This is a genomic window from Sorangium sp. So ce834 (assembly GCF_051521425.1).
GTDB classification, from domain to species: Bacteria; Myxococcota_A; Polyangia; order Polyangiales; family Polyangiaceae; genus Sorangium; species Sorangium cellulosum_D.
Genome location: NZ_CP150351.1, coordinates 13,792,709 through 13,817,580, shown reverse-complemented (window position 1 = coordinate 13,817,580; position 24,872 = coordinate 13,792,709). Strand labels below are relative to the sequence as shown.

At 72.1% G+C, this 24,872-nt stretch carries 21 protein-coding genes; 4 read left to right on the top strand and 17 right to left on the bottom strand.

Annotation, left to right across the window (positions count from 1 at the left end; all coding sequences use genetic code 11):
• The first annotated feature begins 43 nt into the window (after positions 1 to 43).
• Positions 44 to 1,600 carry a xylulokinase gene (gene xylB, locus WMF20_RS50620; protein ID WP_437609439.1) on the top strand — a complete coding sequence of 519 codons (1,557 nt, stop codon included), beginning with the start codon at positions 44 to 46 and terminating at the stop codon, positions 1,598 to 1,600.
• A 143-nt stretch (positions 1,601 to 1,743) separates the two neighbouring features.
• Here the strand turns inward: xylB and WMF20_RS50615 are convergent, their stop codons facing one another.
• The 7 genes from WMF20_RS50615 to WMF20_RS50585 all read right to left on the bottom strand — a co-directional run bounded on the left by WMF20_RS50615 (position 1,744) and on the right by WMF20_RS50585 (position 10,605).
• Entirely contained in the window at positions 1,744 to 2,553 is an 810-nt protein-coding gene (locus WMF20_RS50615) for a metallophosphoesterase family protein (RefSeq protein ID WP_437609437.1), read from the bottom strand.
• 6 nt (positions 2,554 to 2,559) lie between these two features.
• Positions 2,560 to 3,513 (bottom strand): diacylglycerol/lipid kinase family protein, encoded by a 954-nt coding sequence (locus WMF20_RS50610; RefSeq protein ID WP_437609435.1) that lies wholly within the window; start codon positions 3,511 to 3,513, stop codon positions 2,560 to 2,562.
• Positions 3,514 to 3,768: 255 nt separating this feature from the next.
• Entirely contained in the window at positions 3,769 to 5,541 is a 1,773-nt protein-coding gene (locus tag WMF20_RS50605) for a sensor histidine kinase (protein WP_437609433.1), read from the bottom strand.
• Positions 5,542 to 5,745: 204 nt separating this feature from the next.
• Positions 5,746 to 6,402 carry a hypothetical protein gene (locus WMF20_RS50600; protein ID WP_437609431.1) on the bottom strand — a complete coding sequence of 219 codons (657 nt, stop codon included), beginning with the start codon at positions 6,400 to 6,402 and terminating at the stop codon, positions 5,746 to 5,748.
• A 31-nt stretch (positions 6,403 to 6,433) separates the two neighbouring features.
• Positions 6,434 to 7,063 carry a hypothetical protein gene (locus WMF20_RS50595; protein ID WP_437609429.1) on the bottom strand — a complete coding sequence of 210 codons (630 nt, stop codon included), beginning with the start codon at positions 7,061 to 7,063 and terminating at the stop codon, positions 6,434 to 6,436.
• Between the two features lie 320 nt (positions 7,064 to 7,383).
• Positions 7,384 to 9,099, bottom strand: coding sequence for a c-type cytochrome (locus WMF20_RS50590; protein ID WP_437609427.1), 1,716 nt, complete (start codon positions 9,097 to 9,099; stop codon positions 7,384 to 7,386).
• Positions 9,100 to 9,648: 549 nt separating this feature from the next.
• Entirely contained in the window at positions 9,649 to 10,605 is a 957-nt protein-coding gene (locus tag WMF20_RS50585) for a GlxA family transcriptional regulator (protein ID WP_437609425.1), read from the bottom strand.
• A gap of 358 nt (positions 10,606 to 10,963) precedes the next feature.
• On the opposite strand from WMF20_RS50585, the gene WMF20_RS50580 reads away from it, so the two are divergent.
• Together WMF20_RS50580 and WMF20_RS50575 are read left to right on the top strand one after the other, a co-directional pair.
• On the top strand, positions 10,964 to 11,332 hold the full coding sequence (locus WMF20_RS50580) for a hypothetical protein (RefSeq protein ID WP_437609423.1): 369 nt from the start codon (positions 10,964 to 10,966) through the stop codon (positions 11,330 to 11,332).
• Positions 11,329 to 11,619, top strand: a complete 291-nt coding sequence (locus WMF20_RS50575; protein ID WP_437609421.1) for a DUF3817 domain-containing protein — start codon at positions 11,329 to 11,331, stop codon at positions 11,617 to 11,619. The genes WMF20_RS50580 and WMF20_RS50575 overlap by 4 nt, the downstream gene beginning before the upstream one ends.
• A gap of 118 nt (positions 11,620 to 11,737) precedes the next feature.
• Here WMF20_RS50575 and WMF20_RS50570 read toward each other — a convergent pair whose 3' ends face one another.
• The 8 genes from WMF20_RS50570 to WMF20_RS50535 all read right to left on the bottom strand — a co-directional run bounded on the left by WMF20_RS50570 (position 11,738) and on the right by WMF20_RS50535 (position 20,194).
• Positions 11,738 to 12,001 (bottom strand): hypothetical protein, encoded by a 264-nt coding sequence (locus tag WMF20_RS50570; RefSeq protein WP_437609419.1) that lies wholly within the window; start codon positions 11,999 to 12,001, stop codon positions 11,738 to 11,740.
• Between the two features lie 315 nt (positions 12,002 to 12,316).
• Positions 12,317 to 13,171, bottom strand: coding sequence for a carbohydrate ABC transporter permease (locus tag WMF20_RS50565; RefSeq protein ID WP_437609417.1), 855 nt, complete (start codon positions 13,169 to 13,171; stop codon positions 12,317 to 12,319).
• The gene (locus WMF20_RS50560; protein ID WP_437609414.1) at positions 13,168 to 14,049 is read right to left on the bottom strand and encodes a carbohydrate ABC transporter permease; all 882 of its coding nucleotides are present in this window, start codon (positions 14,047 to 14,049) and stop codon (positions 13,168 to 13,170) included. The genes WMF20_RS50565 and WMF20_RS50560 overlap by 4 nt, the downstream gene beginning before the upstream one ends.
• Positions 14,046 to 15,398 (bottom strand): ABC transporter substrate-binding protein, encoded by a 1,353-nt coding sequence (locus tag WMF20_RS50555; protein ID WP_437609412.1) that lies wholly within the window; start codon positions 15,396 to 15,398, stop codon positions 14,046 to 14,048. The genes WMF20_RS50560 and WMF20_RS50555 overlap by 4 nt, the downstream gene beginning before the upstream one ends.
• Positions 15,395 to 16,531: an ABC transporter ATP-binding protein gene (locus tag WMF20_RS50550; RefSeq protein WP_437609410.1), complete on the bottom strand. Its 1,137-nt coding sequence runs from the start codon at positions 16,529 to 16,531 to the stop codon at positions 15,395 to 15,397. The genes WMF20_RS50555 and WMF20_RS50550 overlap by 4 nt, the downstream gene beginning before the upstream one ends.
• 9 nt (positions 16,532 to 16,540) lie before the next feature.
• Positions 16,541 to 17,347, bottom strand: coding sequence for an HAD family hydrolase (locus WMF20_RS50545; RefSeq protein WP_437609408.1), 807 nt, complete (start codon positions 17,345 to 17,347; stop codon positions 16,541 to 16,543).
• 116 nt (positions 17,348 to 17,463) lie between these two features.
• Complete coding sequence (locus WMF20_RS50540) at positions 17,464 to 18,795, bottom strand: aspartate kinase (protein WP_437609406.1); 1,332 nt, start codon at positions 18,793 to 18,795, stop codon at positions 17,464 to 17,466.
• 94 nt (positions 18,796 to 18,889) lie between these two features.
• Positions 18,890 to 20,194 carry a YkgJ family cysteine cluster protein gene (locus WMF20_RS50535; RefSeq protein ID WP_437609404.1) on the bottom strand — a complete coding sequence of 435 codons (1,305 nt, stop codon included), beginning with the start codon at positions 20,192 to 20,194 and terminating at the stop codon, positions 18,890 to 18,892.
• 509 nt (positions 20,195 to 20,703) lie between these two features.
• Between WMF20_RS50535 and WMF20_RS50530 the strand changes: the two genes are divergently transcribed.
• The gene (locus WMF20_RS50530; RefSeq protein WP_437609402.1) at positions 20,704 to 22,179 is read left to right on the top strand and encodes a DUF4215 domain-containing protein; all 1,476 of its coding nucleotides are present in this window, start codon (positions 20,704 to 20,706) and stop codon (positions 22,177 to 22,179) included.
• 138 nt (positions 22,180 to 22,317) lie between these two features.
• On the opposite strand, the gene WMF20_RS50525 is transcribed toward WMF20_RS50530, so the two are convergent.
• Positions 22,318 to 23,859, bottom strand: coding sequence for an MSCRAMM family protein (locus WMF20_RS50525; RefSeq protein WP_437609400.1), 1,542 nt, complete (start codon positions 23,857 to 23,859; stop codon positions 22,318 to 22,320).
• 277 nt (positions 23,860 to 24,136) lie between these two features.
• Complete coding sequence (locus tag WMF20_RS50520; protein WP_129580960.1) at positions 24,137 to 24,646, bottom strand: hypothetical protein; 510 nt, start codon at positions 24,644 to 24,646, stop codon at positions 24,137 to 24,139.
• Positions 24,647 to 24,872 lie beyond the last annotated feature (226 nt).

The window sequence follows — 24,872 nt, the reverse complement described above, 5'->3', positions numbered from 1 at the left end:
TTCCAGCCGCTCACCTTCTCTTCCAAGGAAAAGGACGCTCTTCATGGCCATCGTGATCGGAATCGACGTCGGGACCAGCGGCCTCAAGGCCATCGCAGTCGAAACGGAGCGCGGCGCGGCGGTCGCGTCGGCGCACCGCGAATATCCGCTCTCCACGCCGCACGCCGGGTGGGCCGAGCAGGAGCCCGAGGACTTCGCCGCCGCGGCGCTGAGCGCCCTCGGCGAGCTCGCCCGCGCCCTCGGCCCGCGCCGGGACGAGGTGCGCGCGATCGGGCTGACCGGGCAGATGCACTCGGCGGTGTTGCTGGACGAGGCGCAGGCCGTCATCCGGCCGGCGATCCTGTGGTGCGACACGCGCACCACGGCCGAGTGCCAGGCGATCCACGCGAACCCGAAGGTCGGCGACGCGGGCCTCGCGCGCCTGGTCGGCAACCGCGCGCTCGAGGGGTTCACGCTGCCGAAGCTGCTCTGGCTGCGGCAGCACGAGCCCGAGGCGTTCGCGCGCGTGCGCGCGGTGCTGATGCCGAAGGACTTCGTGGGCCTCAAGCTCACGGGCGAGCTCGGGACCGACGACAGCGACGCGAGCGGCACGCTGGCGTTCTCGCCGGGGGATCGCGCCTTCAGCGCCGAGCTCCTCGACGCGGTCGGGGTGCCGCGCGCGGTGTTCCCGAAGTCGGCGCCGTCGAACGCGCCGCTCGGCAAGCTCACGCCCGAGGTCGCGGCGGCGACGGGGCTGCCGGCGGGCACGCTGGTCGTGCGGGGCGCGGCGGACAACGCGGCGGGCGCGGTGGGGCTCGGCATCGTGCGCCCTGGCCGGGCGATGGCGTCGGTCGGCACGAGCGGCGTGATCCTGGCGCACACCGACACCTGGGTCGTGGAGCCCGAGATGCGGCTCCACAGCTTCTGCCATGCGGTCCCGGGCCGTTTTTACCTGATGGGGGTGATGCTCGCCGCCGGCGGCGCGCTCCGCTGGTACCGCGACGTCCTCGGCGACGGGGAGCGCATGGCGGCGGAGATCCGCAAGGTCGATCCGTACGAGATCATCTCGGACACGGCGTCGACGGCGCGCCCCGGCGCGGGCGGCGTGGTCTTCCTGCCGTACCTGATGGGCGAGCGGACGCCGCACAACGACGCGGCGGCGCGCGGCGCGTTCGTGGGGCTGAGCGCCCGGACGACGAAGGCGGATCTCTCGCGCGCGGTGCTGGAGGGCATCACGTTCGGGCTCGCGGACTCGCTGGACCTGATGCGCGGCGTGGGGCAGGCGAACGGCGCGGCGGCGGTCTCGATCGACGAGATCCGGCTGACGGGCGGCGGGGCGCGCAGCGGGTTCTGGCGTCAGCTGATGGCCGACGTGTTCGAGGCGCCGGTGGCGATCACGACGTCGACCGAGGGCCCGGCCTACGGCGCGGCGCTCCTGGGCGCGGCGGGCGCTGGGCTGTTCTCGTCGGTCGAGGAGGCGGCGGACGCGTTCGTCCATGTCGTCTCCCGCGTCGCGCCGGACCAGGCGCGCTCGGCGCGGTACCGGGAGATCCACGCGGTGTACCGCGGGCTCTACAGCGACCTCCGGGGGCGGTTCCGGGAGCTCGGGAAGCTGGCGTGAGGGAGACGTGAGATAGAGGCGATTTAAGCCACAGAGGTACAGAGGGCGCAGAGGGAGAGATTTGAAACCTCTCCTCCTCTGTGCCCTCTGCGCTTTGTGGTCCGTCTCTTCCCGTGCGGTTGAGGTCGCCGTGAAATCTGCGTCTACGCCGCCCTCACCCACCCCCGCGCCGTCTCCTCGAAGTGCTCCGCGCCCGCGATCCTGAAAATACTGCTCTCCGGCTCCCAGAAGTTCCGCTCGATATCGATCTTGTGTCCGCTGACCCGGATCACATTGAACGCGTTCTGCTCCCCGCGCCCGCGCGTCGACGTCGCCGTGCCGGCCTGGATGATCAGCGACGAGTGCCCGCCGGCCTCGAACCGCTCCGCGGAGTGCCCCGTGTGGCTGAGGTGCAGGTGACCCGACAGGATGATATCGACCCCGCAGCTCGCGATCGCCGCCATCGCCTGCCTCGCGCGCCCCACGATCGCGTGCGGCGAGTTCTCGGGCAGATCGAACGGATGATGCGTGACAACGATCTTCGTGATCTCGGGTCCGAGCTCGCACATCCTCGCCTTGATCCCCTCGATCTGCCGCGCGTTGATGCGCCCGTCCTTGATGGTCAGCGACCGCGCGGTGTTGATGCCGAGGACGGCGAGCTCCGCGTCGAGGTGGAACGGCGAGAGGTCGTCCGTGATGTGGCTCCGGTACCTGTCCAGCGGGCGAAAGAACCGGTCGAACAGGTTGTAGAGCGGGACATCGTGGTTGCCGGGCACCACGATCCGCGGCGCGGGCAGCGCGTCGAGGAAGCCGCGCGCCTCCGCGAACTCGGCGCTCCGCGCCCTCTGGGTCAGGTCGCCCGAGATCACGACCACGCTCGGCTCGATCCGCCAGATCCTGTCGATCAGCGGGCGGAGGATGGCCTTGTCGACGCGACCGAAGTGCAGATCCGACAGGTGCACGAGCGTGCGCATGATGAATCATCCCCCCAGCGCGGCGACGTGTGCCGTTGAGCCCTCCCGCCGTCGTGAGCCCGCGCTGATGCTGGACGACAGGGGCACGATGACGCGGAGCGCCTCGGGCCGCGTGCGATAGCAGAGCGGCGGCTCCATCTTCAGGACCTCGCCGTCCGCGGCCACGTGGAGGCGGCGGCGCCCCGGCGCCTCCACCCGCAGCTCCGTCGTGCGCAAAATGCTGAAATCGCTCGCCTTCTGGATGCGCCCGGCGAGGGCGCTGGCGATGAGCCTGACGCTCGAGAGCCGGCTCTCGGCGTGCGCGACGCACACCCCGAGCTCGCCCGAGCCCGGCGGATGCTGCCGGGCGAGGTCGACGTCGCCGAGCTTGAAATCGTTGTTCGCGACGAACACGAACGGCGTGTCCAGCTGGAGCTCCTGCCCGTCCAGGAAGAGCCGGAGTCGGACGCGCTCGTGCCGCCGGATGCCCGAGACGGTCGCCAGCGAGAGGGCGACCCACTTGTTGAGCCCGCTCCGCTTCCGGAGCGCCTCGCGGTCGCGCACGATGCCGGGATAGATGCCCAGGGTCGAGTTGTTCACGAACACACGGCCGTTGACCTCGCCCACATCGACCCGGGCGCGCCGCCCCTCGGCCAGCGTGCGCACGGCCCCCTCGAGGGTCAGCGGAACGCCGAGGTACTTGGCGAAATGGTTCACCGTCCCCAGCGGCAGCACCCCAAGCGTCTTGTCCGTGCCGGTGATCGCCGCGGCGACCGTGCTCACCGTGCCATCGCCGCCGGCCGCCACGACCAGATCGTAGGGCTCCCGCGCCGCGTAGCGGGCGAGCTCCCCCGTGTGCCGGGTCTTCTCGGCGCACAGCAGATCTGCGTCGAAGCCGGTCGCCTTCAGGAGCTCCCCGAGCCGCGCGCGCTGCTCCGCCGCGCGGTTCGATCGGGAAGAGCAATTCAACAGGACAGCCACGGATCGATGCATCACCGTCGAGTTTCCAGCAAGAGGCCAGGGCTCGCGCTCACCGATCCTCGATGAAACGGATCGCGCAGAGCGCCCCTCGCGGTGAAGCAATCCGCGCGCCCGACCTCCGCGCCCCTCACCCTCGCGTCGCGCCGGCGCCTCCGGCCGGCTGCGCCGCCAGCGGCGTGCTCCTCGGCGCAGTGCGTGGCGGATCGCCACGCTCGCTTCGCGGCCCGCACGGCGGCGCGCCGCGGCCGGCCCTGCTCAGCGCACGCCGCTCCCGACGTCCGGCTCGCTCCGCGGCCAGGTGAAGAAGAACGTGGCGCCGGCGCCCTTCTCCGACTCGACCCACGCCCGGCCGCCCTTGCTGAGCACGATCTTCTGGACGATCGAGAGCCCGATGCCCGTCCCCTCGACGTTGTCGCGCGGGTTCAGGGTCTGGAAGATCTCCCAGACCTTCTGGTGGTACTGCGGGGCGATCCCGGGCCCGTTGTCCTTCACCGAGAACTCCCAGAGCTCGCCCAGATCCCGCCCCCGCACCTCGACGCGCGGGTCGGGGCGATCGGCGTACTTCAACGCATTGCCGATCAGGTTGAGAAAGACCTGCTCGAGCGGGACCCGCTCCGCGAGGAGCGTCGGCATGCCCGCCGCGATCTCGATCGACGCGCCCTCGGGCACCGTGAGCAGCGCGAGCACGTCGTCGAGGAGCTTCCGGACGTCCACGCTCTCGGGCTTGTCGCGCACGCGTCCAGCGCGCGAGTAGCGCAGGATCCCCTCGATGAGCGCCTCGAGCCGGACCACGCGCGAGCGGAGCAGATCCATGTGCTGGCGCGTCTCCGGCGACGCCTTGTCCACGAGATCGTCCTCGATCCACTGCGACAGGTTCGCGATGGCGCGGAGCGGCGCCTTCAGATCGTGGCTCGCCACATAGGCGAAGCGATCGAGCTCCTTGTTGCTCCGCTCGAGGGCCTGGATGAGCTGCTGCGCCCGCCGGAACAGGTGCGCGTTGTCCATCGCGATGGCGGCCTGAGCCGCGAGGCCGACCACCAGCCTCTCCGCCCGCTCGGTGAAGACGCCCCGCGCCGAGTGCCCAAAGAACAGCCCGCCGATGACGCTCCCGGAGCGAGAGACCACCGGCACGGCCAGGTAGCTGACCACCGGCAGATGGCCAGTCGGCATGCCGTGGTAAGGAGCGTTGTTCCCGTAGCGCCCGTCCTGCGTGACGTCGTCGAGGCGCACCACGCCCTCTCCGTTGAAGGTCGGCGCGAACACGTCCGTGTTGCGCGGCATCGGGAACCCGGAGAAGTGCTCTCGCGGCACGCCCGAGATCGTGTAGAGCATGTAGCTCTTCCCCTCGGCGTTCGTGACGTTGTAGAAGAACGCGCCGAACTGCGCGCCGGAGAGCCGCGTGGCCGCGTCGGTCACCGCCTGCACGAGCTTCTCCAGATCGAGCTCGGCCGCGAGCTGCTTGCCCGTGAGGTTGAGCAGCTCGAGCGTCTCCCCCTCTTCCTGGAGCCGGTCCTCGGTCCGCTTGCGCTCGGTGATGTCGAGCACGACGGCCCCCACGCCGATGACGCCCCCGTCCCTCGCCCGCACAGGCGCGTAATTGACCAGCCAAGAGCGCGGCAGGTCCGAGGACCGCGTCCGCCCCGTCACCTCCGCGGTGAACGCCACCCCGGTCTCCAGGACGCGCCGGAGCTGGGCGACGATCGCGTCGCCCATCTCCGGGAGCAGCTCGGGGATGGTCCTGCCGAGGTGCGCCTCGAGGGGGATGCCGTTGATGTCCGCCAGCGCCTGGTTGAGCCGCACCACGCGGAGATCGCGGTCGATCACGCCGAGCCCGGCGGTCGTCGCCTGGAAGAAGGCGTCGATCAGCGCGCAGTCCGCGGACGGCTCGTGCAGCGTGTGGCGCTCCTGTTCGCGCGGCGCCGCCCCCGCTGCGCCGCGCGGCGCGGGCTCTGCCGTCGCGCCCTCGCCCGGGGGCGAGACCGGTTCGGCGCGCTCCCCGCTCCCCCTCTTCGAATGCGTGTTCTCCATGGACCTCGTGGGTGCTGGGCTGTCCTCGCCCGAGCGTAGCGCTCGTTGAGGGCTCGTTCAGCGCTCGTTCAGCGCTCGTTCGGCGCTTCTGTGCAAAGACGACACCCGCGCCGTGCCGCCGCGCCGCCGTCGTGCGCCGCGGCGGCGCACGGCGCGCGCCGGCTCGCCGTGCGCCGGGCTCTGTCGGCGCGCGGCCGTCGGGCGTCAACCGGCGAGCGCGGCGAGGCGGCGGAGTCGGTGCGCCGCGAGCTCGGCGCCATGGACGAGGCCCTGGAGGAGGTGGGCGACCGCGCTGTCCTTCGCCGCGCGGGTGGCGCGCGCCGGGCGCGCCGCGAACCACGCGAGCTCGCCGGCGGCCGCCTCGACGAGGGGTTTGCGCGCCGCGAGCCAGCGCGCGCACCAGGCCGCGAGGTGCGTGTCGCCCTCTGCCGCGGCGACGTACTGGATCAGCTCGACGAGGTCGATGCCGTGGCGCATCCCGAGCAGCGTGCCGCGGTAGGACTTCTCGGCGTTCAGCAGGTAATCGGCGAGGTCGTCGCGCAGCGCCGAGAAGACGTGGCCCACCGCGCTCCCGCCCGCGCTGACGGGCAGCCCGCGCTCGCCGAAGAGCGACGGGAGCTCCGACAACACGGCCTCGGCGTGGGCCGAGACCGCCCGCATGGCGTGCGCCGGCGGCACATCGCCGAGGCGCTCCGCCTCTACCAGCGGGTGCGCCTTCGCCGAGCGCTCCGTCTGGAACAGCTCCCGCACGAGATTCGCGAGGAAGGCGCGTCCCTTCGGGCTCTCCTCCTGCGGTCCGGACTCGTCCCTCGCCACGCGCCCCTCGCCGTCCGGCGCCCCGTTGCTCTGAAGTTCTTGCATGGCCGTCCCCTCTCCCCTCCTCGCGCCGAGGTCAGGATCCGCTCGCGGCGCGCCGCGCTCCTGTCCCGGTGCGCCGCGAGCTCGTCTTGCGCGAGGCGCTGGCTCCGCTGCGGCGCGCCGTGCCCTGCGTGGCGCGGGGGCGGCTGCTCGCCGTCTTGCGCGAGGCGCTGCTCTTGCGCGCGCTCGACCCAGCGCCCTTGCGCGCGCTCGGCCCCGCGCCCTTGCGCGCGCTCGACCCAGCGCCCTTGCGCGCGCTCGACCCAGCGCCCTTGCGCGCGCTCGACCCAGCGCCCTTGCGCGCGCTCGACCCAGCGCTCTTCGGCGCCGCCTTCTTCGCCGCCGCGCCCTGGCCGGCGCGGGCCGCGGCGTTCCGCTTGCGGGTCGCGGCCGCCTTCTTCGCCGCCGCGCTCCGCGCCGAGGCCGGCCTCGCCTTCGAGGCGGCGCCGCCCTTGCGGCCCCCCTTCTTCGCCGGCTCCTTGTTCACCGGTTTGCCCACCCCCGAGCCCGACTTCTTCCCTCCGCCGGTCATCTTGTTGACGGTCGCCCAGGCCCGCCGCTCGGCCTCGCCCTCCGAAAGGCCGCGCTTCTCGTACCCTTCCTCGATGTGCTCGGCCTGCCGCTTCTGCTTGTCCGTGTAGCTCGACTTATCGCCTCTCGGCATGGTGTCCTCCTTGGCGAGCTCGCGCCGCCGCGCGGGTCCGCTTCTCCGCTGGAAGCCCGGCTCGCCCTGTCGTGAGAAGAAGACAAGACCGTGCCTGTGGCTCGGATCCATCGAACCGCGGTGTCTGCGTCGATCAAGGAGCAACCGCTGTGCCGTCCGCGAGCGCCGCGATGTCGCCTGACGCGCGTCCGGATTTCCCGTCTATTGCGGATCCAGCGCCGCGCCGGCCGGACGATGGCAGGGCGCGATCGTGGCAATCGGCCCCGGGTGATGAGGAACGCCTCAATCGCGTCGCGCGGGGAGCGCGGCGGGGCGAGGGCTCAGAGCGACTCGAGGTAGGCGACGAGATCGTCGAGCTGCGCGGAGGTCAGGCCGGAGACGTCGCCGTGATCGCGGCCGCCGCACGCGGGATCGAAGCGATCGCGGAGCGTCGCCGCGCAGCCGTCGTGCATGAACGGCGCGCGCCCGGCGATGCCGATGAGCGAGGGCACCTGCAAGAGCTCACCGGTCCCGACATCCTCGTTCCGGTTGTTGGTGAGCATCGGGCCGCCGTGGCAATCGGCGCAGGCCACCTTCTTGTCGTGGAAGAGCGCGGCGCCGCGCGCGACGGCGGCCTCGTCCTCGGGCGGCGACGCCGGAAAGGCGGGCAGGCTGTCGATGTAGCGGGCCATCAGGTCGAGCCGCCGGGCGCCGGGCTTCGGGCCGCCCATGCGGGAGACGAACACCTCTCCCATCAGGCCGGCGAGATCCTGCATGTCACCGCTCCAGTGGAGGGGCGCCGTCTTTAGGATGCCGCCGCCCACGGTCTGGGTCCGGCGCAGGCCCACGGGGTCGAAGTTCCACGTGTGTCCGTCCTCGTGCCCCTCGGGGTGGCATGACGCGCACGCGACGGCGCTGAAGCCGTTCGGCGGGCGATGGAACATGTCGTGGCCTGTGTCTCTGACGCTCTCGCCCGGGAGCGCGATGGTGCGCCCGCCGAGCACGGCCAGGGCGGCCGGCTCGCGCAGCTGCACGACGATGTCCCCTCGGGCGTTGAACGCCACGGCGACCGGCTGCCCGTCCACCCGCTGCGAGGTGACCTCGGGGTTGCAGTTGGCGGACACGGAGTCGCGCGTCAGGTTGCCGGCGGCCGCGGTCACGACCACGTCGTTGCCGGCCCCGACCACGGCCACGCGGCTGCCGTCGGGCGATAGCGCGATGTCGACCGGCAGCGAGACGCCCGGGATGGCGGCCGCGGGCGGCGGGGAGGCCGCCGTGTCGGGAGTATCCGCCGGGGCGATCCGGCTGATCGCGCCGTGCACGATGTTCCCATCGCAATCGCCTGCCTGGTAATAGCCGCCCGGGCTGAGGGTGACCTGCGACGCCATGGCGCGCTGGTGCACCATCAGCGCGCCGCCCTCGGCGCGCGGCACCATGCGCCAGGCCACGGAAGGCGCGTAATCGGAGGTGCTGAACCCGTTGGAGCGGAAGGCGGGGAGCGCGCGGCGCGAGAGCACCTCGCCCTCGGGGCCCACGACCAGGGTCTCGGCGGACTTGAAGCGGCTGACGAGGAGCCGGTCGCCCTCGACCACGACGTCGCGCAGGTCGGGGGCGGGGCGGATCTTGCGGACGGCGGGGCCGCCGGCGGCGGGGAGCGTCACGAGCTCGCCGCCGGCGCAGGCGACGTGGATGGCGTCGCGCGACGCGTCGAAGGCGACCCCGCGGGGCGCGCGGCAGACCTCCCGACGCTCGACGACGGATCGCGACGCGATGTCGAGGGTCGCCACGGCGCCGGCGCGCCGGAGCGCCACGTGGACCCGGCCGCTCGCGTCCTCGACGAGGCGCCCGGGCTCGTCCCCGCGCGCGAGCGCGACCGCCGCCGGCTCGCCGCCGTCGAGGTCCACGATCCAGACGCGATCGCGGTCGGGGTCCGCCGCGACCGCCGTGCGTCCGTCGGCGGCGAGGAGCAGCGTTCCGCCGCTGATGGCCGGCGGCGGGACCTCCGTCACCATGATCTGTGGATCAGAGCCGTCGATGCCGAAGCCGGGCGTCGGCATGGGGTCCTCCGGCCCGCAGGCCGCGAGGAGGGACGAGAAAACACCCGAGGAGAAGAGCCCTACCAGGACAAGAGAACGAGAAAGTCGCTGACGCATGAGGTCCTCCGTTCACCGCGCGCGCGAGCTCAGCAAGAAGGATTCCAGGGAGATGTCGAGATTTGGACGGCGGTGATCGCCGGGCGCGGCGCACGCCGCGCGGCGCCGAGGCCGGAGTGGGAGCCGGAGCGGGAAGAGGTGTTCTCGGGCGGGGTGCGAAGGGGGGCGCGCGCTGGGCCGCGGGATGCCGGCTTCCCAGCAACGCTGTGCGCAGGTTCGTCCTTCGCCCCGGGCGGAGAAGCGTGCCCCGCGGCAGCCTTCGCCGCGGACTCTCGGCGCGGGCGGCGCCGCGAGAAGCGGTGCCCGCGGGTGGATCTTGAGCACAAAACGATCGTTATGTACGACGGCCGCTGGACCGGAGTGAGCCGCGGCCAGCCGGATGCCTGCCTACGAGGCGTCGTGCGGCGAGGCGGGTGCGGAGCCCACGCTTCCTGGGCGGCTGTTCTCCTGAGATCAGCTGGCGCGCCGGGGCCGGCTCTGGAACGCGCGGCGGTAGGCTTGCGGGCTGGTCCCGGCCACCCGATGGAAGTGCTGCCGGAACGCCGCGACCGAGCCGAACCCGGCGCTGGACGCGACCCGCTCGATGGAGAGGGGCGTCGTCTCCAGCAGCGCCTGCGCCCGGCGGACGCGCGCCTTGAGCAGCCACTGGAGCGGGGTTGTGCCCGTCTGCTCCTTGAAGTGGCGGCTGAGGGAGCGGACGCTCATCGCTGCTCGCCGCGCGATGTCGCCGAGGGAGAGGTCGTCGTGCAGGTTCTCTTCCAGCCACTCCAGCACTCGGCTCAGCGAGACATGCTCCGTGGGAGGGGGCGCTCGCTCGATGAACTGCGCTTGGCCGCCGTCGCGCTCCAGCGGCATGACGGACAGACGCGCCACCGTGGCGGCGACGGCTGCCCCGTAGTCGCGCCGCACGATATGCAGGCATAGATCGAGCGCGGCGGCCGCTCCGGCCGACGTCAGCACCTTTCCTTCGTCGACATAGAGGACGCTGGGGTCCACGGATACCCGCGGAAAGCGCCTTGCGAGCTCCTCGGCGGCGAGCCAGTGCGTGGTCGCCCGCTTGCCGTCGAGCAGCCCCGTCGCGGCGAGCAAGAACGCGCCGCTGCAGATCGAGGCCACGCGCGCTCCCTCCTCGGCGGCTCGTCGGACGGCGCGGATCAGAGGCTCCGGGACCTGCCGAGCGACGTCCGCGATGCCCGGAAGGATGACCGTGTCGGCCTTGCGCAGGGCCGACAGCCCCTGCCGGACCCGCATCCGAAATCGCCCGGCGTCGATGTCGCGCTTCACGCCGCAGACCTGCACCTGATACCCCGGGCGCCCGCTCGCGAGGCGTACGCGTTCGAACACCTCGATCGGCGTCGAGAGATCGAAGGCGACCACCCCGTCCAGCGCGACGATCACCACCCGATGCATGGCGCCATCATGGCGCGCCCCTCTTTCTCCGACAACCGCAGCGGCCGGAACGACAGCGATCCCTGCCGGCTCGCCGCTGCATCGTCTCCGCCTGGGTCCATCGCCCACCGACGCGGTGGCCCCACGACCTCGCAATGCGGCGGCGATCCCGCGTTCACAGGACGCGACGCTGGCCAGATCCTGTCGATCATTGTCGTTTTTGCCGCTCGCGCAGGGGGCGCCCGTCCTCCAGACTGGCGTCCGCGTGGAGTCCCGGACGTCAGTCCCGGACGCCGCCATGTGCCACGGAGACGCTGGCTCCCGAGCTGCTTACCATGCTTGAACACTGGATCAGGGACCTCCGGCGGGAGGCACACCGATGATCGCGTATCGATGCATTCTCGTGCTCAAGTTCCTGAGCGTCATGGGATACGCCGGCGGCGCCGTTGGCGCTTTCCTGTGCGAAGATCCAGCCGCGAGGAGGCGCGCCGTGCACCGCGTCGCGTCGCCCAGCCTGCTGGCGACGTGGCTGTCTGGATACGCGCTCCTGGTCCTGAACGGCTGGCCGCTGTTCGAGCTCTGGATCGCGGGCGCGCTGCTCCTGTCGCTCGTCGCCAATGCCGTGCTGGTCTACTGCGTCAGTCGAGAACGAAGGGACCTCTCCGCGTTTCTATGGTCCGCGCTGCCCGTGATCTGCGTCGTGGCGTTGATGGTGGTCAAGCCGACATGGGCGCAGGTGCGGCCATGAACGAGCGCCGGACCCTCCGGATCGCGAGCATCGTCGAGGGAGCATCTCTCCTGATATTGCTGCTCGTGGCGATGCCCCTCAAATACGCGCTCGACTACCCCGTCGCGGTGCGCATCGCCGGGAGCGTGCACGGCGTGCTCTTCCTGGCGATGCTCTCCGCGGCCTTCCGGGCGGCGCTCGAGCGCGCCCTGTCCAGCCGGGCCGTGCTCAGCGTGGTTGCTCTGTCCGTCGTCCCGTTCGGGTTCGTGATCGCGGACCGGATCCTGCGGGGCCGAGAACAGGCGTAGAGAACGGGGGCGGGGACGACGATGGCCGATGGCGCTGGCTTCCCCCTGGCCCGAGCTCGGGCACGGCGCCGACGACGAGCTCGAGGGCGAGCTCGCCGCCGTCCGCAGCAGGCCGCCGTCAGCGGTAGGTTCCGCCGAACCCCATCTCGTGCTCGATCTTGACCAGCTTGTTGTACAGGCCGATCACGAGCAGCGAAGGCACCCACTGGCCGATGAAGTTCGCAGCCTGCCTCTTGCCGGCCAGCATGCAGCCGGCCGAGATCAGCATCGAGCCGATCGCCAGCCCGAGATAGGCACCGGACGGAACTCTGCCGGTCCGCTCCTCGATCTTCTGCGTGACCTTGCCCTCTTCCTTCCGCATCATCGGTTCGGTCGTCGTCATCGTGGATCTCCTCCCGCGGCGCCGGGCCGGCGCTGCGCTTGCCGCCGCGAGCCGTGCGACGACCGGGCCAGAAACCAGGGCGCCCGGACGAGAACAAACCGCGCAGCGCCCTCCCCTCCATCCGGCGCCGCGGCTCGCCGCGATTCGCGGCGATCGCCAGCCCGGCGCGGCGCAGGCCGGCCGCACCAGCGTGGGTGGCAAGCGCGATCACGCCCCGCGCCCACTGCCACGCCGATGCACACGCCGGCCGGCCAAACCGCGCTTCCAGCAGCCCGGCTGCCTCGAGTGTTAGTCCCGCCCAGGCGCCCGATCCGCTCAGACCCGCGCCGTCACCGCGCGCAGGAGCTGCCGCTGCGCCGCCGCGAACACGAGGAGCACGGGCAGGCTCAGGATCACGTTGCCGGCCATCACGAGGTGCCAGCGGACCCCCGTCCCCTGCTCCCGCAAAAGGGCGATCGCGAGCGGCAACGTGCGCACCTGGTCGTCCGTCGTCATGACGAGCGGCCAGAAGTAATCGTTGTAGTGAAAGACGAAGCTGAACAGGAACAGCGCCGAGAGCGTCGGCCGGAGCAGCGGGCCGAGGATCAGGTAGATGATCCTGAGCTCGCCCGCCCCATCCATCCTGGCCGCCTCGATGATCTCGTCAGGCACCGACAGCAGCGCCTGCCGCACAAGGAACGTCCCGAGCGCGCTGACCCCGAAGGGGAGGATCAGCGCCGCGAACGTGTTCACGAGGCCGGCCGCGCCGAGCATCGTGAACACCGGCACGAACGTCACCTGCGCCGGGATGAGCAGGCACGAGAGCACGAGGACGAACGCGGCGCCCCGCCCGACGAACCTGAGCTTCGCGAGGGCATAGCCGGCCGGGAGCGCCAGGGCGATCTGCAAGAGCGCGATGGCCGTCGCCATGAATACGGTGTTGGCGAAATACCGCATCACCGGCACCGCCTGGAGCACCTCGCGGTACGCGCCGAGCTGGATCGCCTGCGGCAACGGGTACGCCGGAGCGCGGGTGATCTCGGGCAGCGTCTTCAGCGAGGTGATCGTCATCCACACGTACGGCCCGAGCCACACGACGGCCACCGCGAGGAGCACGAGGTCCGAGACGAGCCGGCGCGCGCGCGCGCTGAAGAGCCCCGCGCCCGCGCCGCCGCCGCGCCCCGCCGTCACGACGGCCGCCTCCCCTCGCGCGGGGCGCCCGCGCGGAGCGCCCAGAGCTGCAGGACCGTCAAGAGGAGCAAGACCCCGAAGAAGATCACGATCATCGCGCTCGCCCGGCCGACCCGCAGGTTCACGAAGACGTGCTCGTAGATGGCGTAGACGAAGAGCGTCGTCGACTTGACCGGCCCGCCCTGCGTCATCACGCGGATCACGTCGAACGCCTGGAAGGAGAGGATGAGGCTCGTCGTCGCCACGAACGCGGCGCTCGGGCGGAGCAGCGGCCACGTCACGTGGCGAAACCGCCGCCACGGGCCGGCGCCGTCGAGCGCCGCCGCCTCGTGCAGCGCGCGCGGGATGTCCTGCAGGCCCGCCAGGAAGATGACCATCGCATACCCCGTGATCTTCCAGACGCTCACCGCGGCCAGCGCGAGCAGCGCCGACCGGGGATCGCCGAGCCAGCTCATCGCCGGCAGGCCGAGCCCGCGGAGCGCCGCCGAGACGATGCCCTCGGCGTCGAGGATCCACATCCAGAGGAGCGCCACCGCGACCCACGACACGACATAGGCGCTGAACACCGCGCCGCGCACGAAGGCGTAGACCGGCCCCGGCCGATCGAGCGCCACCGCCAGCGCGAGCCCGAGGGAGCCGGAGAGCGCCACCACGACGGCGCTGTAGCCGAGCGTGCGGAGGAGCGTGCCGGCGAGCTCGCCGCTCCCGGCGAGGACCTCGTAGTTCCGGAGCCCGACGTACCGCGGCGGCGTGAGCAGATCCCACGCGTAGAAGCTGTTCTTCGCCGCGAGCAGGAGCGGGACCAGGAAGAACACGGCCAGGAAGGCCGCCGTCGGCAGGAGGAGCAGGTACGGCGAGAGGGGGTGCTTGGGCTTCATCGCTCGCGCGCCGCGCGGACGGCCTCGGAGAGGGTCTCGGCGGCGTCGCGCGGGGCGAGCACCGCCTCTTCGAGCCGGGGCTGCACCGCCTCGCGCTGGACGCGGAACAGGTCCGGCGACCAGGGCCAGGGCGCGGCGTGCGCGAGCTGGTCCACGGCGACGCGATCGTTCGGGTGCGCGGCGTAGTAGCCGTCCCGCGTGAGCGCCTCGAGGCCGCGCCGCGAGACGGGCATGTAGCCGGTGCGCGTCGCCCACGCGTTCGCCTGCGCCGGCTCCATCATCCAGCGCAGGAACGCGAACGCCGCCTCCTGCGCCACCGGCGCCGCGCCCCGCGGCATCACGAACATCGTCCCGCCGGTGGGCACCGAGGCGCGCACGTCGCGCGGCAGCGGGGCCGCGCCGACCTCGAACTTGCCCGCGCCCGCCTGGCCCGCGTTGTCCTCCAGGTACCGGAGGAACGCGGTCGAGGTCCAGATCATCGCGACCCGGCCCGAGAGGAAGTCGGTGTTCGTCACCTGCCACGCGTTGTAGTCGCGCCCCGGCGGCGGCTTCATCGTGCGGTCCTCGTGCACCAGCGCCTGCCAGAACCGGAGCGCGCGCACGCCCGCCTCGCCGCCGAACGCCGGCGCGCCGTCCGGGCCGAGGAGCTCGCCGCCCGCCTGCCCCACGAGCGCCGCCCAGAACCACCAGTCGATCGGGCACTCGAACCCCCAGCGCCGCGTGCGCTTGTCGACACCGTCGCGCACGACGAGCCGCGCCGCGGTCTGGCGGAGCTCGTCCCAGGTCGACGGCGGCGACAGCCCGAGGTCGCGGAACACGTCGCGGTTGTAGTAGGCGATCGGCGTCGAGCGGTTGAACGGCAGGCACACGAGCGGGCGCTCGCCCCCGCCGACGAACGTGCCCGCCTGGCCGAGCGCCTCGACCACGTCGAGGCCGCCGTCCCCGGCGCCGGGCGCGCCCAGGAACCGGTCGAGCGGCTCGAGCACGCCCGCCTCGGCCAGGTAGGGCACCACCTCGCCGACCACGTGCGTCAGCGCGGGCGCCGCGCGCGCCGCGAGCGCGGTCCGCAGCTTGGCGAGCGCCTCGAAGTAGTCGCCCTGGTACACCGCGTCGATGCGGTAGCGCCCCTGCTCGCGGTGGAACTGGTCGACGAGCGACAGGAGCACCTCGCGGTTCTTGCCGCCGTAGGCGAACCACAGCGACGCCTCGATGCGCCCGTCGGGCGCGCGCCGCGCGCAGCCGGTCGCGCCGGCCGCGGCCGCGGCGATCGACGCGGCGAGCGCCCGAAGCGCGTCGCGCCGCGAGCAGGCCGCGCTCGCCCAGGGCCCCGCGCGGCCCCCTCCGCTCATGACGCGCCCCGCGGCGGGGCGATCCGCGCGCCGGAGCCCGCGTCGAACCAGAGCACGGCGCGCGGATCGAGCCGCGCGCGCACCGCCTCCCCCGGCGCGGGCGTCGCGAAGCCGTGCGCCCGCGCGCGCAGCCGCGCGCCGCCGGCCTCGAGGTACAGGAACGTCTCGGCGCCGAGCGGCTCGGCGACCACGACGCGCGCCTCGACCTCCACCTCGCCCCGCGCCCCGTCGCCCGCGGCCCCGGCGTCGCCCCACGCCCCCGCGCCGCCCTGCGCCCCCGGCGCGACGCGCAGGTGCTCGGGCCGCACGCCCGCGATGACCCGCTCCGGGAGCGCCGCCCCCGGCGGGGCGGGCAGCGAGAGCGCCGCGCTCGCGTACCGATCGCCGGCGCGCTCGAGCGGGACCAGGTTGATCGCCGGCGTGCCCAGGAAGCCGGCCACGAAGGTGTTCGCCGGCGCCTCGTAGATGGCGCGCGGCGGGCCGACCTGCTGGAGCTCGCCGGCGCGCAGCACGGCGATGCGGTCGCCCATGGTCATGGCCTCGATCTGGTCGTGCGTCACGTAGACCGACGTCGTGCCGAGGCGGCGCACCAGCGCCGCGAGCTCGACCCGGAGCTCGGCGCGCAGCGCGGCGTCGAGGTTCGAGAGCGGCTCGTCGAAGAGGAACGCCGCGGGCGCGCGCACGATCGCGCGGCCCATGGCCACGCGCTGGCGCTCGCCGCCCGAGAGCTCGCCGGGGCGGCGAGCGAGCAGGTGGCCGATGCCGAGCAGCGCCGCCGCCTCCTCCACGCGGCGCGCCCGCTCCGCCTTCGCGACCCCGCGCATCCGGAGCGGAAAGCCCATGATGTCGCGCGCGGTCATGTGCGGATACAGGGCGTAGCCCTGGAAGACCATGGCGACGTCGCGGTCCTCGGGCGCGACGCGGCCGACGTCGCGCCCGCCGATCGAGACCGTGCCGCCGTCGGCGCTGTCGAGGCCCGCGATCAGCCGGAGCGCCGTGGATTTGCCGCAGCCGGAGGGGCCGACGAGGACGAGCAGCTCGCCGTCCGCGACCTCGAGGTCCAGGCCGGCGAGGGCGGGGCGCTCGGCGCCCGGGAAGCGTCGGGTAAGGCCGCGGAGCGAGAGGGTGGCCATGGCGGCAGCTCAGGTGTCGAGCAGGACGAGCCCCGGGATCGACCCCGCGACCGCGAGCAGCTTCGGGCTCGGGGCGACCGCGACGGGCACCCGGGCCGTCCTCAGCAGGGCGGCGTCGTACGCGCTGTCGCCGAACGCCGCAAGCACCGCGAGCTCGGGGAACAGGCGCTCGAGCGCGCGGGTCTTGCCGTCGCCGTAGGTCGCGGGCGCGGCGAGCTCCGCGGCGAGCCGGCCCTCGCGGACGACCGGGGTCATGGCGGCGATCTGCTCGGGCGCGACGCCGAGCCGCCGGACCGCGCGCTCGATCACGGCGCGCGGGGAGGCGGAGACGACGTACACAGGGGCGCCCCGCGACCGCGCCCAGTCGAGGATCGGCAGGAGCGCCGGCCGGATACGCCCGGCGTGGCCCTTCTCCTCGAGCACGCGGTCGATCAGGGCGGCGAGCTCGTCCTCGCGCCACCCGGCGAAGGCCCAGGCCATCATCGCGAAGGCCCGGTCCTCCGGGTAGCGCTCGGCGGCGAACGCCGCGTAGAGCGCGCTCGCGATCTCGTGCGCGCCGCCGTCCGCCGCGACGCCGAACGCCTCGGCCTCGCGCCGCAGCGCCGCCTCGGCCTCGGGCCGCGCGCAGCGCCCGGCGAGGAACGCCTCGAACAGGTCGATGCCGACGTCGCCCTCCCAGAGGGTGCCGTCCGCGTCGAACGCGAGGGCGGCGCCCGGGCCGAGGGCGGCGCGCGCGGCCTCGATCCGCCGCAGGATGTCGCTCGTGCTCTCGCGAGGGATGGGCGCCGCGCTGCCGCCCTTGTGTGCCGCTGTCATGGTCTCCCGGGGCCGGACGCCGGGTCCGGCCGAGGGCTACGCCTACTGCGGCGCGCGCGTCGCGTCACGCCTGTCAACGTCCTGTCACGCGGCCGGCGGCCGGCCGCGGTGAGCCGTCACCGCGCCTTCTCGAAGAGGGAGCGGTGCAGCACCCCGACCGCGGCCGCGACGCTCGCGTCCTCGATGACCATCGACAGGTTGATGCTGCCCATCGCGTAGCTCAGCATCTCCACGTTGACGCCGGCCTCGGCCATCGCCTCGAGCACCTGCGCGGCGACGCCCTTCTGCTTGGGCAGGCCCTTGCCGACGACGACGAGCGTCGTCCGGTCGGGCAGCACCTCGCAGGCGCCGAACCCCTCGAGCTCGGGCAGCGCGCGGCTGAGCTTCCCGAGGTCGTCGGTGGTCATCGAGACCGACACCTCGGACGTGGTGATCACGTCGATCACGACCTCGTGCCGGGCCAGCGCGGCGAGGACCTGCGCGAGGAAGCCGACCTCGCCGAACATCCGGGTCGAGCTGATCTTGAGCACGACCTGCCGCTCGCGGTACGCGATGCTGGTCACGGCCGGGGACCCGGCGTCGGTGTTGAAGTCGATGACCGTGCCGGGGTGATCCGGCCGGTTCGTGTTGAGCACCCGCACCGGGATGCCCTTCTCCATGGCGGGCAGGAGCGTGGAGGGGTGCAGGACGCGGGAGCCGAAGAACGCGAGCTCGGCGGCCTCGTCGAAGCGCATCGTGGGGATGTTCCGGGCCGTCTTCACGACGCTCGGGTCGGCGGTCATCACGCCGTCGGTGTCGCTCCAGATCTGCGCCTCCTCGGCGCCGAGGCCCGCGGCGAGCAGCGTGGCCGTGAGGTCGCTCCCGTTGCGGCCGACGGTCGTGATCTCGCCGGCCTCGTTGCGGCCGACGAAGCCGGTGACGATCGGGACGACGCCCTCGGGGACGCGCTCGGCGAACATGGCCTTCACGCGGGCGTCGAAGCCGGGAAGCGGGCGCGCGCGGCCGAAGCTCGAGTCGGTGATGAAGCCGAGGTCCCAGACGTCGTAAGCGCGGGCCGGGACGCCGCTCCGCGCGAAGAAGTCCGCGATGCAGCGCACGGCCATGCGCTCGCCGAAGCTCGCGATGTAGTCGAGGCTCCTCGGGCTGAGCTCCTTGACGAGGCTGATGCCGCGCAGGAGATCCGCGATCTCCTCGTAGAAGGGGGCGAGGAGCTCGGGCGCGCAGCCGAGCGCCTCGGCGACGGCGCGCTGCCTGCTCACCGGGACGGAGGGGTCGTACTTCCCGGTGGCGGCGAGCTTGGCGGCGTTGATCAGCGCGTCGGTCATGCCCTTGTGGGCGGAGCTCACGACGACGGGGCGGCGGTCCAGACGCGCCCGGACGATGTGAAGGACCTTCTCGATCTGCGCGCGGCTCTCGACCGAGCTGCCGCCGAACTTCATGACGATCATGCGCGTGCCTCCATGGGCCTGCCGGCCCGGTGGGCGCAAAAGGATAGTCAGGACCGGCGGTTAGGCGAGCCCCGCCGACGTCTGACGCGCCGGGCTACGCCTCGGTCGCCAGCAGGGCCCGGAAGCTCTCGCGCTTCGTGAGGAGGAGCCAGCGGAGGTTCTTCATGAGCTTGCCCTGCTCCGACAGGGCCGCGTGGCTCAGGAGGACGAGCTCAGCCACGCTGATGCCCTCGCGCACGTCCTCCGCGGAGACCTTGACGCGGCCGTCCGCCGCGGCGCGGCAGCGGGCGAAGCGAGAGATGATGACGGTGGCGAGCGACAGGTCGAGGACCGCGGCCAGGAGGTGCCGGGGCGCCGAGAAGATGTGCCGGCGCTGGAGCACGAGGCGCAGGTAGTCCTTGACGAGGGTCCCCTCGTCGCCGGCGAGGAAGCGGTCGACCGTCCTCACCCGCTGGAGCTTGAACGGCCTGGGGATGAACAGCATATCGACGGTGCCGCGGCCGAGCATCCAGGCGGCCTTGTTGCCGAAGCTGCGCAGCGCGTGGAGCTCCGTCCACGAGGCCTTTCCGACGCGGTGGGCCTCCCGGACCCGCGACGGATAACAGAGGTTGCCGAGGAGATAGGCGAACAGCACCCGGGCGTAGAACGAGGGCTTCTTGCGGGGCTCGAGCGGCGCGGGCGCCTCGGCGCCGGCGAGCGCGAGGGCGGCGTCGATCGAGACGTCCGCGGCGCGCTCGGCGCCCGGGGGGAGGGCGCGCTCGAAGGCGGTCGTCCAGTCGTAGAGCCGCGCCAGGATCGCCGCCGGCGAGGCGTCGGTCGCGAGCTCGGCGTCCCAGCGCGCCACCGCGCGCAGGTACTGCGGCTGGGCGAGGATGACGCCGCCCAGCGTGGCGAGCGCCTTCGACATCCGCTCGGTGTCGCCCCGCTGCTGGAGCTTGTCCTTGAGCTGTCGGTCCACGGGCTCGCCGTAGTTGTCGCGGATCGACGGGCAGAGATGGGACAGCTGCGCGACGACGACGTCCTTCTCGTCGCGGACGAACCCGAACGGGAACGCCTGGCACGACCTGGGGATGTACTCGTGGCCAAACCGCTTCTGCATGCCGCAGAGCAGGTCGTCGTCGAGGAAGACGCACTGGAGCCGGCGGTCCTTCTCCCGCATGGGCAGGACGCCGCGCGCGATGACGAGCGCCCCCTCCTCCCCGGCTCGCTCCCGCACCCACGGCTCCTCGAGGTACCGCTTGGCCTCGTCGCTGCCGAAGCGGATGTTCCAGGGCAGCCGGCAGCAGCGAGCAGGGCAGTCGCGGCACGCGAACTTCTGATCCGGGGGAGAGGAGAGCTTCTCCGCCGGAAGCTTCGGGAGCTTCTTCGCCGGAGAGGCGTGCTTCGTCTTCGTCGCCATGGGGCGGCCGACGATACAACGCGACGGCGATCCGCGCCCGATCCGGCCGCGCCCTCCATCGACGTCCGCCCCCGCCCCGTCCCGACCTGCCGGGCGAAGTGAGCCGATCCGCTCAGGCGTGGCAGAACGCGACAGCCGGGAGGGCTACAGACAAAAATACAGCGCCGCCGGGGCCTCAGGGGGGCGAAGGCCGCGCCGGCGGCGCTGGCCTCCCATGAAGCACCGACCATGCCATCCGGAGGATCCCTAGAACCGGCCGAGAATTGCGGCAGTGCGTCGGGGACATCCCCGCCAGGTTTCGATTCTGAAACGCCGTGCTCTCAGCGTTGCACGATTGTAAGGACCATTGTCTTACCAACGTATTTCACCGCGGACGTAGCAATTACAGCTATTGCTGTATTTTTCTCCTGATGTGGCACGTACTGGCGTATTCCGTGCTACGAGCGCTGTACCCCCTACTAAGGAGAAACAAGATGCGACTTGCTCTTCCCCTGTCAGCGGTTGCAGCGATGTGCCTGTCGCTTGCCGCCTGCGGCGACGACGACCCGAGGCCGCAAGGGGCCACCTCCGGCACGGGTGGCGAAGGCGGCGACGGCGGCGACGGCGGCGACGGCGGCCAGGGCGGCGACGGCGGCCAGGGCGAGGGCGGCCAGGGCGGCGACGGCGGCGGCGGCGGCGCCCCGGAGGCGAAGGCGGACGGCGAGGCCTGCACGGCCAACGACGAGTGTCTCGGCGGGCTCTGCTTGACCGAGGAGTCGTTCGGCTGGGCGGGCGGCTACTGCTCTTCGCTCTGCGACGAAGATCTGCTGCCTTGCGAGGAGGGATCCGAGTGTCTGCCCCAGGGCACCTACTCGCTCTGCCTCAAGTCCTGCGCAGCTGCGGCCGATTGCGGGGGAGCGGGGCAGACCTGCGTCGACATGGACGGGGCTGGCTGGCAGATGTGCGTCGGCGGCTGCGACGCCGACGAGCAGTGCCAGGGCTCCTGCGACGACGACTCCGGGTTCTGCGTCGCCAAGGGCGAGACCTGCGACAACGGCAAGGACGACGACGGTGACGCCCTGCAGGACTGCGAGGAGCTCGACTGCTCCGTGCAGGGAGCGTGCGCCGATCGCATCGCCGCGGCGTGCACGGGGGCGACCGACGTGTCCGAGGGAGGGACGTTCACCGGCACGACCGAGGACGGCACCGACGTGTTCGGCGCGATCTGCTCGGACCTCTTCGGAACGTACGCCGCCGGCTCGGGCCTCAAGGAGAAGGTCTTCCAGTTCGTCGCGCCGGCGAAGGGCGTGGTCGGGTTCGCCGCGTTCTCGGACGATCCGGAGGGCGTATTCGACTGGTACGTCCGGAGCAGCTGCGACGACGCGACCACGCTGCTCGGCTGCGTCCAGGCGTTCGTGCCGGGCGACCCCCTCGTGGAGCTGCCCGTCGACGCCGGCGAAACGTACTTCATCTACATCGAGGCCCTGAGCGAGGCGGACGCGACGTACGAGCTCGAGGTGACCTTCGTGGAGCAGATCTGCGGCGATGGAGAGATCGTCGGCACGGAGGAGTGCGACGACGGCAACACCGTGGACGACGACGCGTGCAAGAACACGTGCGTGGTGAACGCGGAGGTCCTGTGCGCGAACGCCGTGGCGCTCACGGAGCTGGAGGCGGTGGGGGACACGTCCGAGGGCACGCAGGGCTTCACGGGGTCGTGCGGGGGCGCCGGCGGGGAGATCGTGTATCGGTACACCCCTTCGGCGAGCGGCGATGTGACGATCACCGCCACGCCGGAGGGCGACGCCGATATCGTCCTCTACGCGCGGACCGACTGCGCGGATCGGGAGAGCGAGCTCGCGTGCGCGGATGATCCGGTCGAGATCGGGTTCCCCGAGTCGATCACGGTGGCGGTGACCGCCGACACGCCGATCGACATCTTCGTCGACACCTACGGCCCGCGCTACGTCGGGCCGTTCACGCTGACGATCGCGCCGGCGGAGTGACCTGGAGCCGAGCGGCGGCGCCGCCGCCTCGATGTCGCGGCGCTGCCCGCGGGCGGCGCGCGTCGCCGGAAGAGACGCGAACCGGCCGTCCGGGAGGCTCGGCCTCCGGACAGCCGGGGAGCGCAGCAGGTGCCGCGGTCACTGCGGCGGGAGCGCGGCCTCCTGGTCCTTCATGCTCGGCGGGTCGACGACCTGGAGATCCATCGTCGCGACCTGGCCCGGCTTCACCGGCACGCCGCCACCGATGCTGGTCGACTCCACGTTGACGAGATAGGGCCCGGGCGGGAGCCCGGACGCGCGGTACGAGCCGTCCTCCGCGGTGACAGGGTGGTACATGACGAGCGCGCCGTCGTCCCCGATCGAGGTCACCAGCATGAGGCGAACCCCGGCGAGCGGCTTGCCGCCGACGGTGACGCGGCCGCGGATCTCCCCTTCGCCCTGGGGCGCAAAGGCGATGTCCCGCTCCACGGTCTTCCCCTCTTCGATCTCGACGCCAGCGATCATCACCTGCTCACCGCGCCGCAGCATCACGCGGATCCCGCCGGGCGGGACCTGCTCGAAGTGGAAGCGGCCCTCCGCGTCGCTCACCGTGTTGACGAAGCCGATCGGCCGGTGCATCAGCGTGACCCGGGCGCCGGCGATGGGCTTGCCGTCGGCGTCGCGCGCCACGCCGGAGAGGCTGCCGCCGGGCGACATCACGAGCTTCACCGGCGGGATGCCGTCGCAGCTCGAGACCTCGATCTCCTTCGAGCTCACGGCGTTGCTCCCGTCGTAGCCGCGGACGACGATCGTGCCCTTCGGGACGTTCGGCAGGCTGAACGAGCCGTCGTCCTCGGTCTGCGCCTGGGCTGCGGCCTCCATGGCGACGTTGCTCATCTCGCCGGCGACGAGCAGCGACTCGGCGTCGACGTACACGCCCGGCAGAGGGGCGCCGGAGGGGTCCACCGCGCGCCCGGTCAGGGTACATCCCTTCGAGAGGGTCAGCTCCATCTTCTCGACGTCCCCGGCGCGCAGCAGGGTGAGCGGGGAGAACGCCGGCGCGAAGTCCGCCGCCGTGGCCCTGACCATGAACTCCCAGGAGGGCAGCTGCTCGATGCGGAACGAGCCGTCCGGGCTCTCGAACGTGCGAGAGAACAGGGGCGGGGTCGCAGGGGTCTCCGCCGTGACGGCCGACAGGACGTCGATGGCGAAGCGCCGCACGGGCTCGCCGCGCTCGTCGAGCACGCGCCCCTCGATGACGCCGCTCTTCGGGAGGACGAGGCTCACCACCTCGCCGGGGTGCGCGGTGGTCGCCGTGGTCCCGTACCCCTCGACGCTCGCGCTCAGCTGATAGGTGCCGTCCGGGAGCGCGAGCTCGAACCGCCCGCCGTCGTCGCTCTTCACCGAGCCCGCCGTCGAGAGCACGTTACCGGCCACCTCGAAGGTCGACGCGACGACGGTCACGCCCGCGATGACGCTCCCGTCGGTGCTGTAGACATGGCCGCTGATCGTGGGCCGCGCCTGCGGCCGCTCTGCGGGCGCGGCGCCGCCGAGGAGCGCCCTGTTGCGATAGCGGGCGCGCTTCTCCACCCCGGCGGCCGGCGCCTTCCCGCCGGCGGTCTGCTCGCCGCTCGGACGCAGGGCGAGGAAGACGGCGACGCCGGCGAGGGCGGCGAGGAGAAGTCCGACGGCGATCCACAAGGGGCGACGCGAGGGGGTCCGTTGCGACGTACTCGGTTGCATCATTGTTCCTCCAGACAAGTTGACCTGGCTAGCGCTCTGCGCCGGACGCTCGGTGGAGGCGGAGAAAGAGAGAGGGGCCGCCGGCGGATGCCGGCGCCCCCTCTCGCTCCGCACGACGCGACCGTCGAGCGCCTCCCCGACCTGCCCGGGGCCGTTACTGAGGGCTTTCTGCAGGGAGGCTCACGCCGATCGGTCGAACGCCGGGCGCCGTCTCAGAGCCCGATGGAGACCGGTCTCAGGGGTGGCCAGGGCTAATGCTCGGAGTGAACGTGACGGGATAGGGCAACGACATCGGGGTATGATACTGGCACACGAGCTTTATCACGCCGTTCCAGTCGTCCTCCATCCCGACGCACGTGGCCAGGCGCGCCTTCTGATACCGTGAATCGATGCCGTAGCTCACCACCGGACCGGGCACGAGGCTGATGGCCCCGCCCGCGTACGAATAGGAGTTCGCCACGCAGTCCGGCATCCCCATCGTCGTCGTCTGGTGAATGAAGAGGTTGGCGAACGTGGCGGCCCCGGGCACCGCCGTGACCCCCCATCTGCCCGCGTAGATGCACCCGTCGTTGAACAGGTCGCCGACCTGCTCGGACAAAGCGAAGCCAGCCACACCGGCGGGAATCTTCCTGATACCGTTACTGATGGTCACACTGTAGCCGCAGTCCTCGCGGACGGCCATGGCGCTGCCAGAGACCGACATGACCGCCGCGAAAGCGAGCGCCCAACGAGCAATCTTCTTCATGAGAAATACCTCCGAGGAATCGAATCTGTGGTGAAGTTTGATGCAGATACCTATCCAGATCGTCACCCAAGGGATTCATGCCCCGGGGCCTGCGCCAGGGGAGTTATGGCCCGGCGGGCGCGACGCGCGTTGTCGTCGGCCCGTCATGGCCACGCTCCCGGAGGAACCCGCCCCGAGGTCATGACGCGAACAACAGGAGACTATTCTCCCCGCGCCCTCGCGCAAG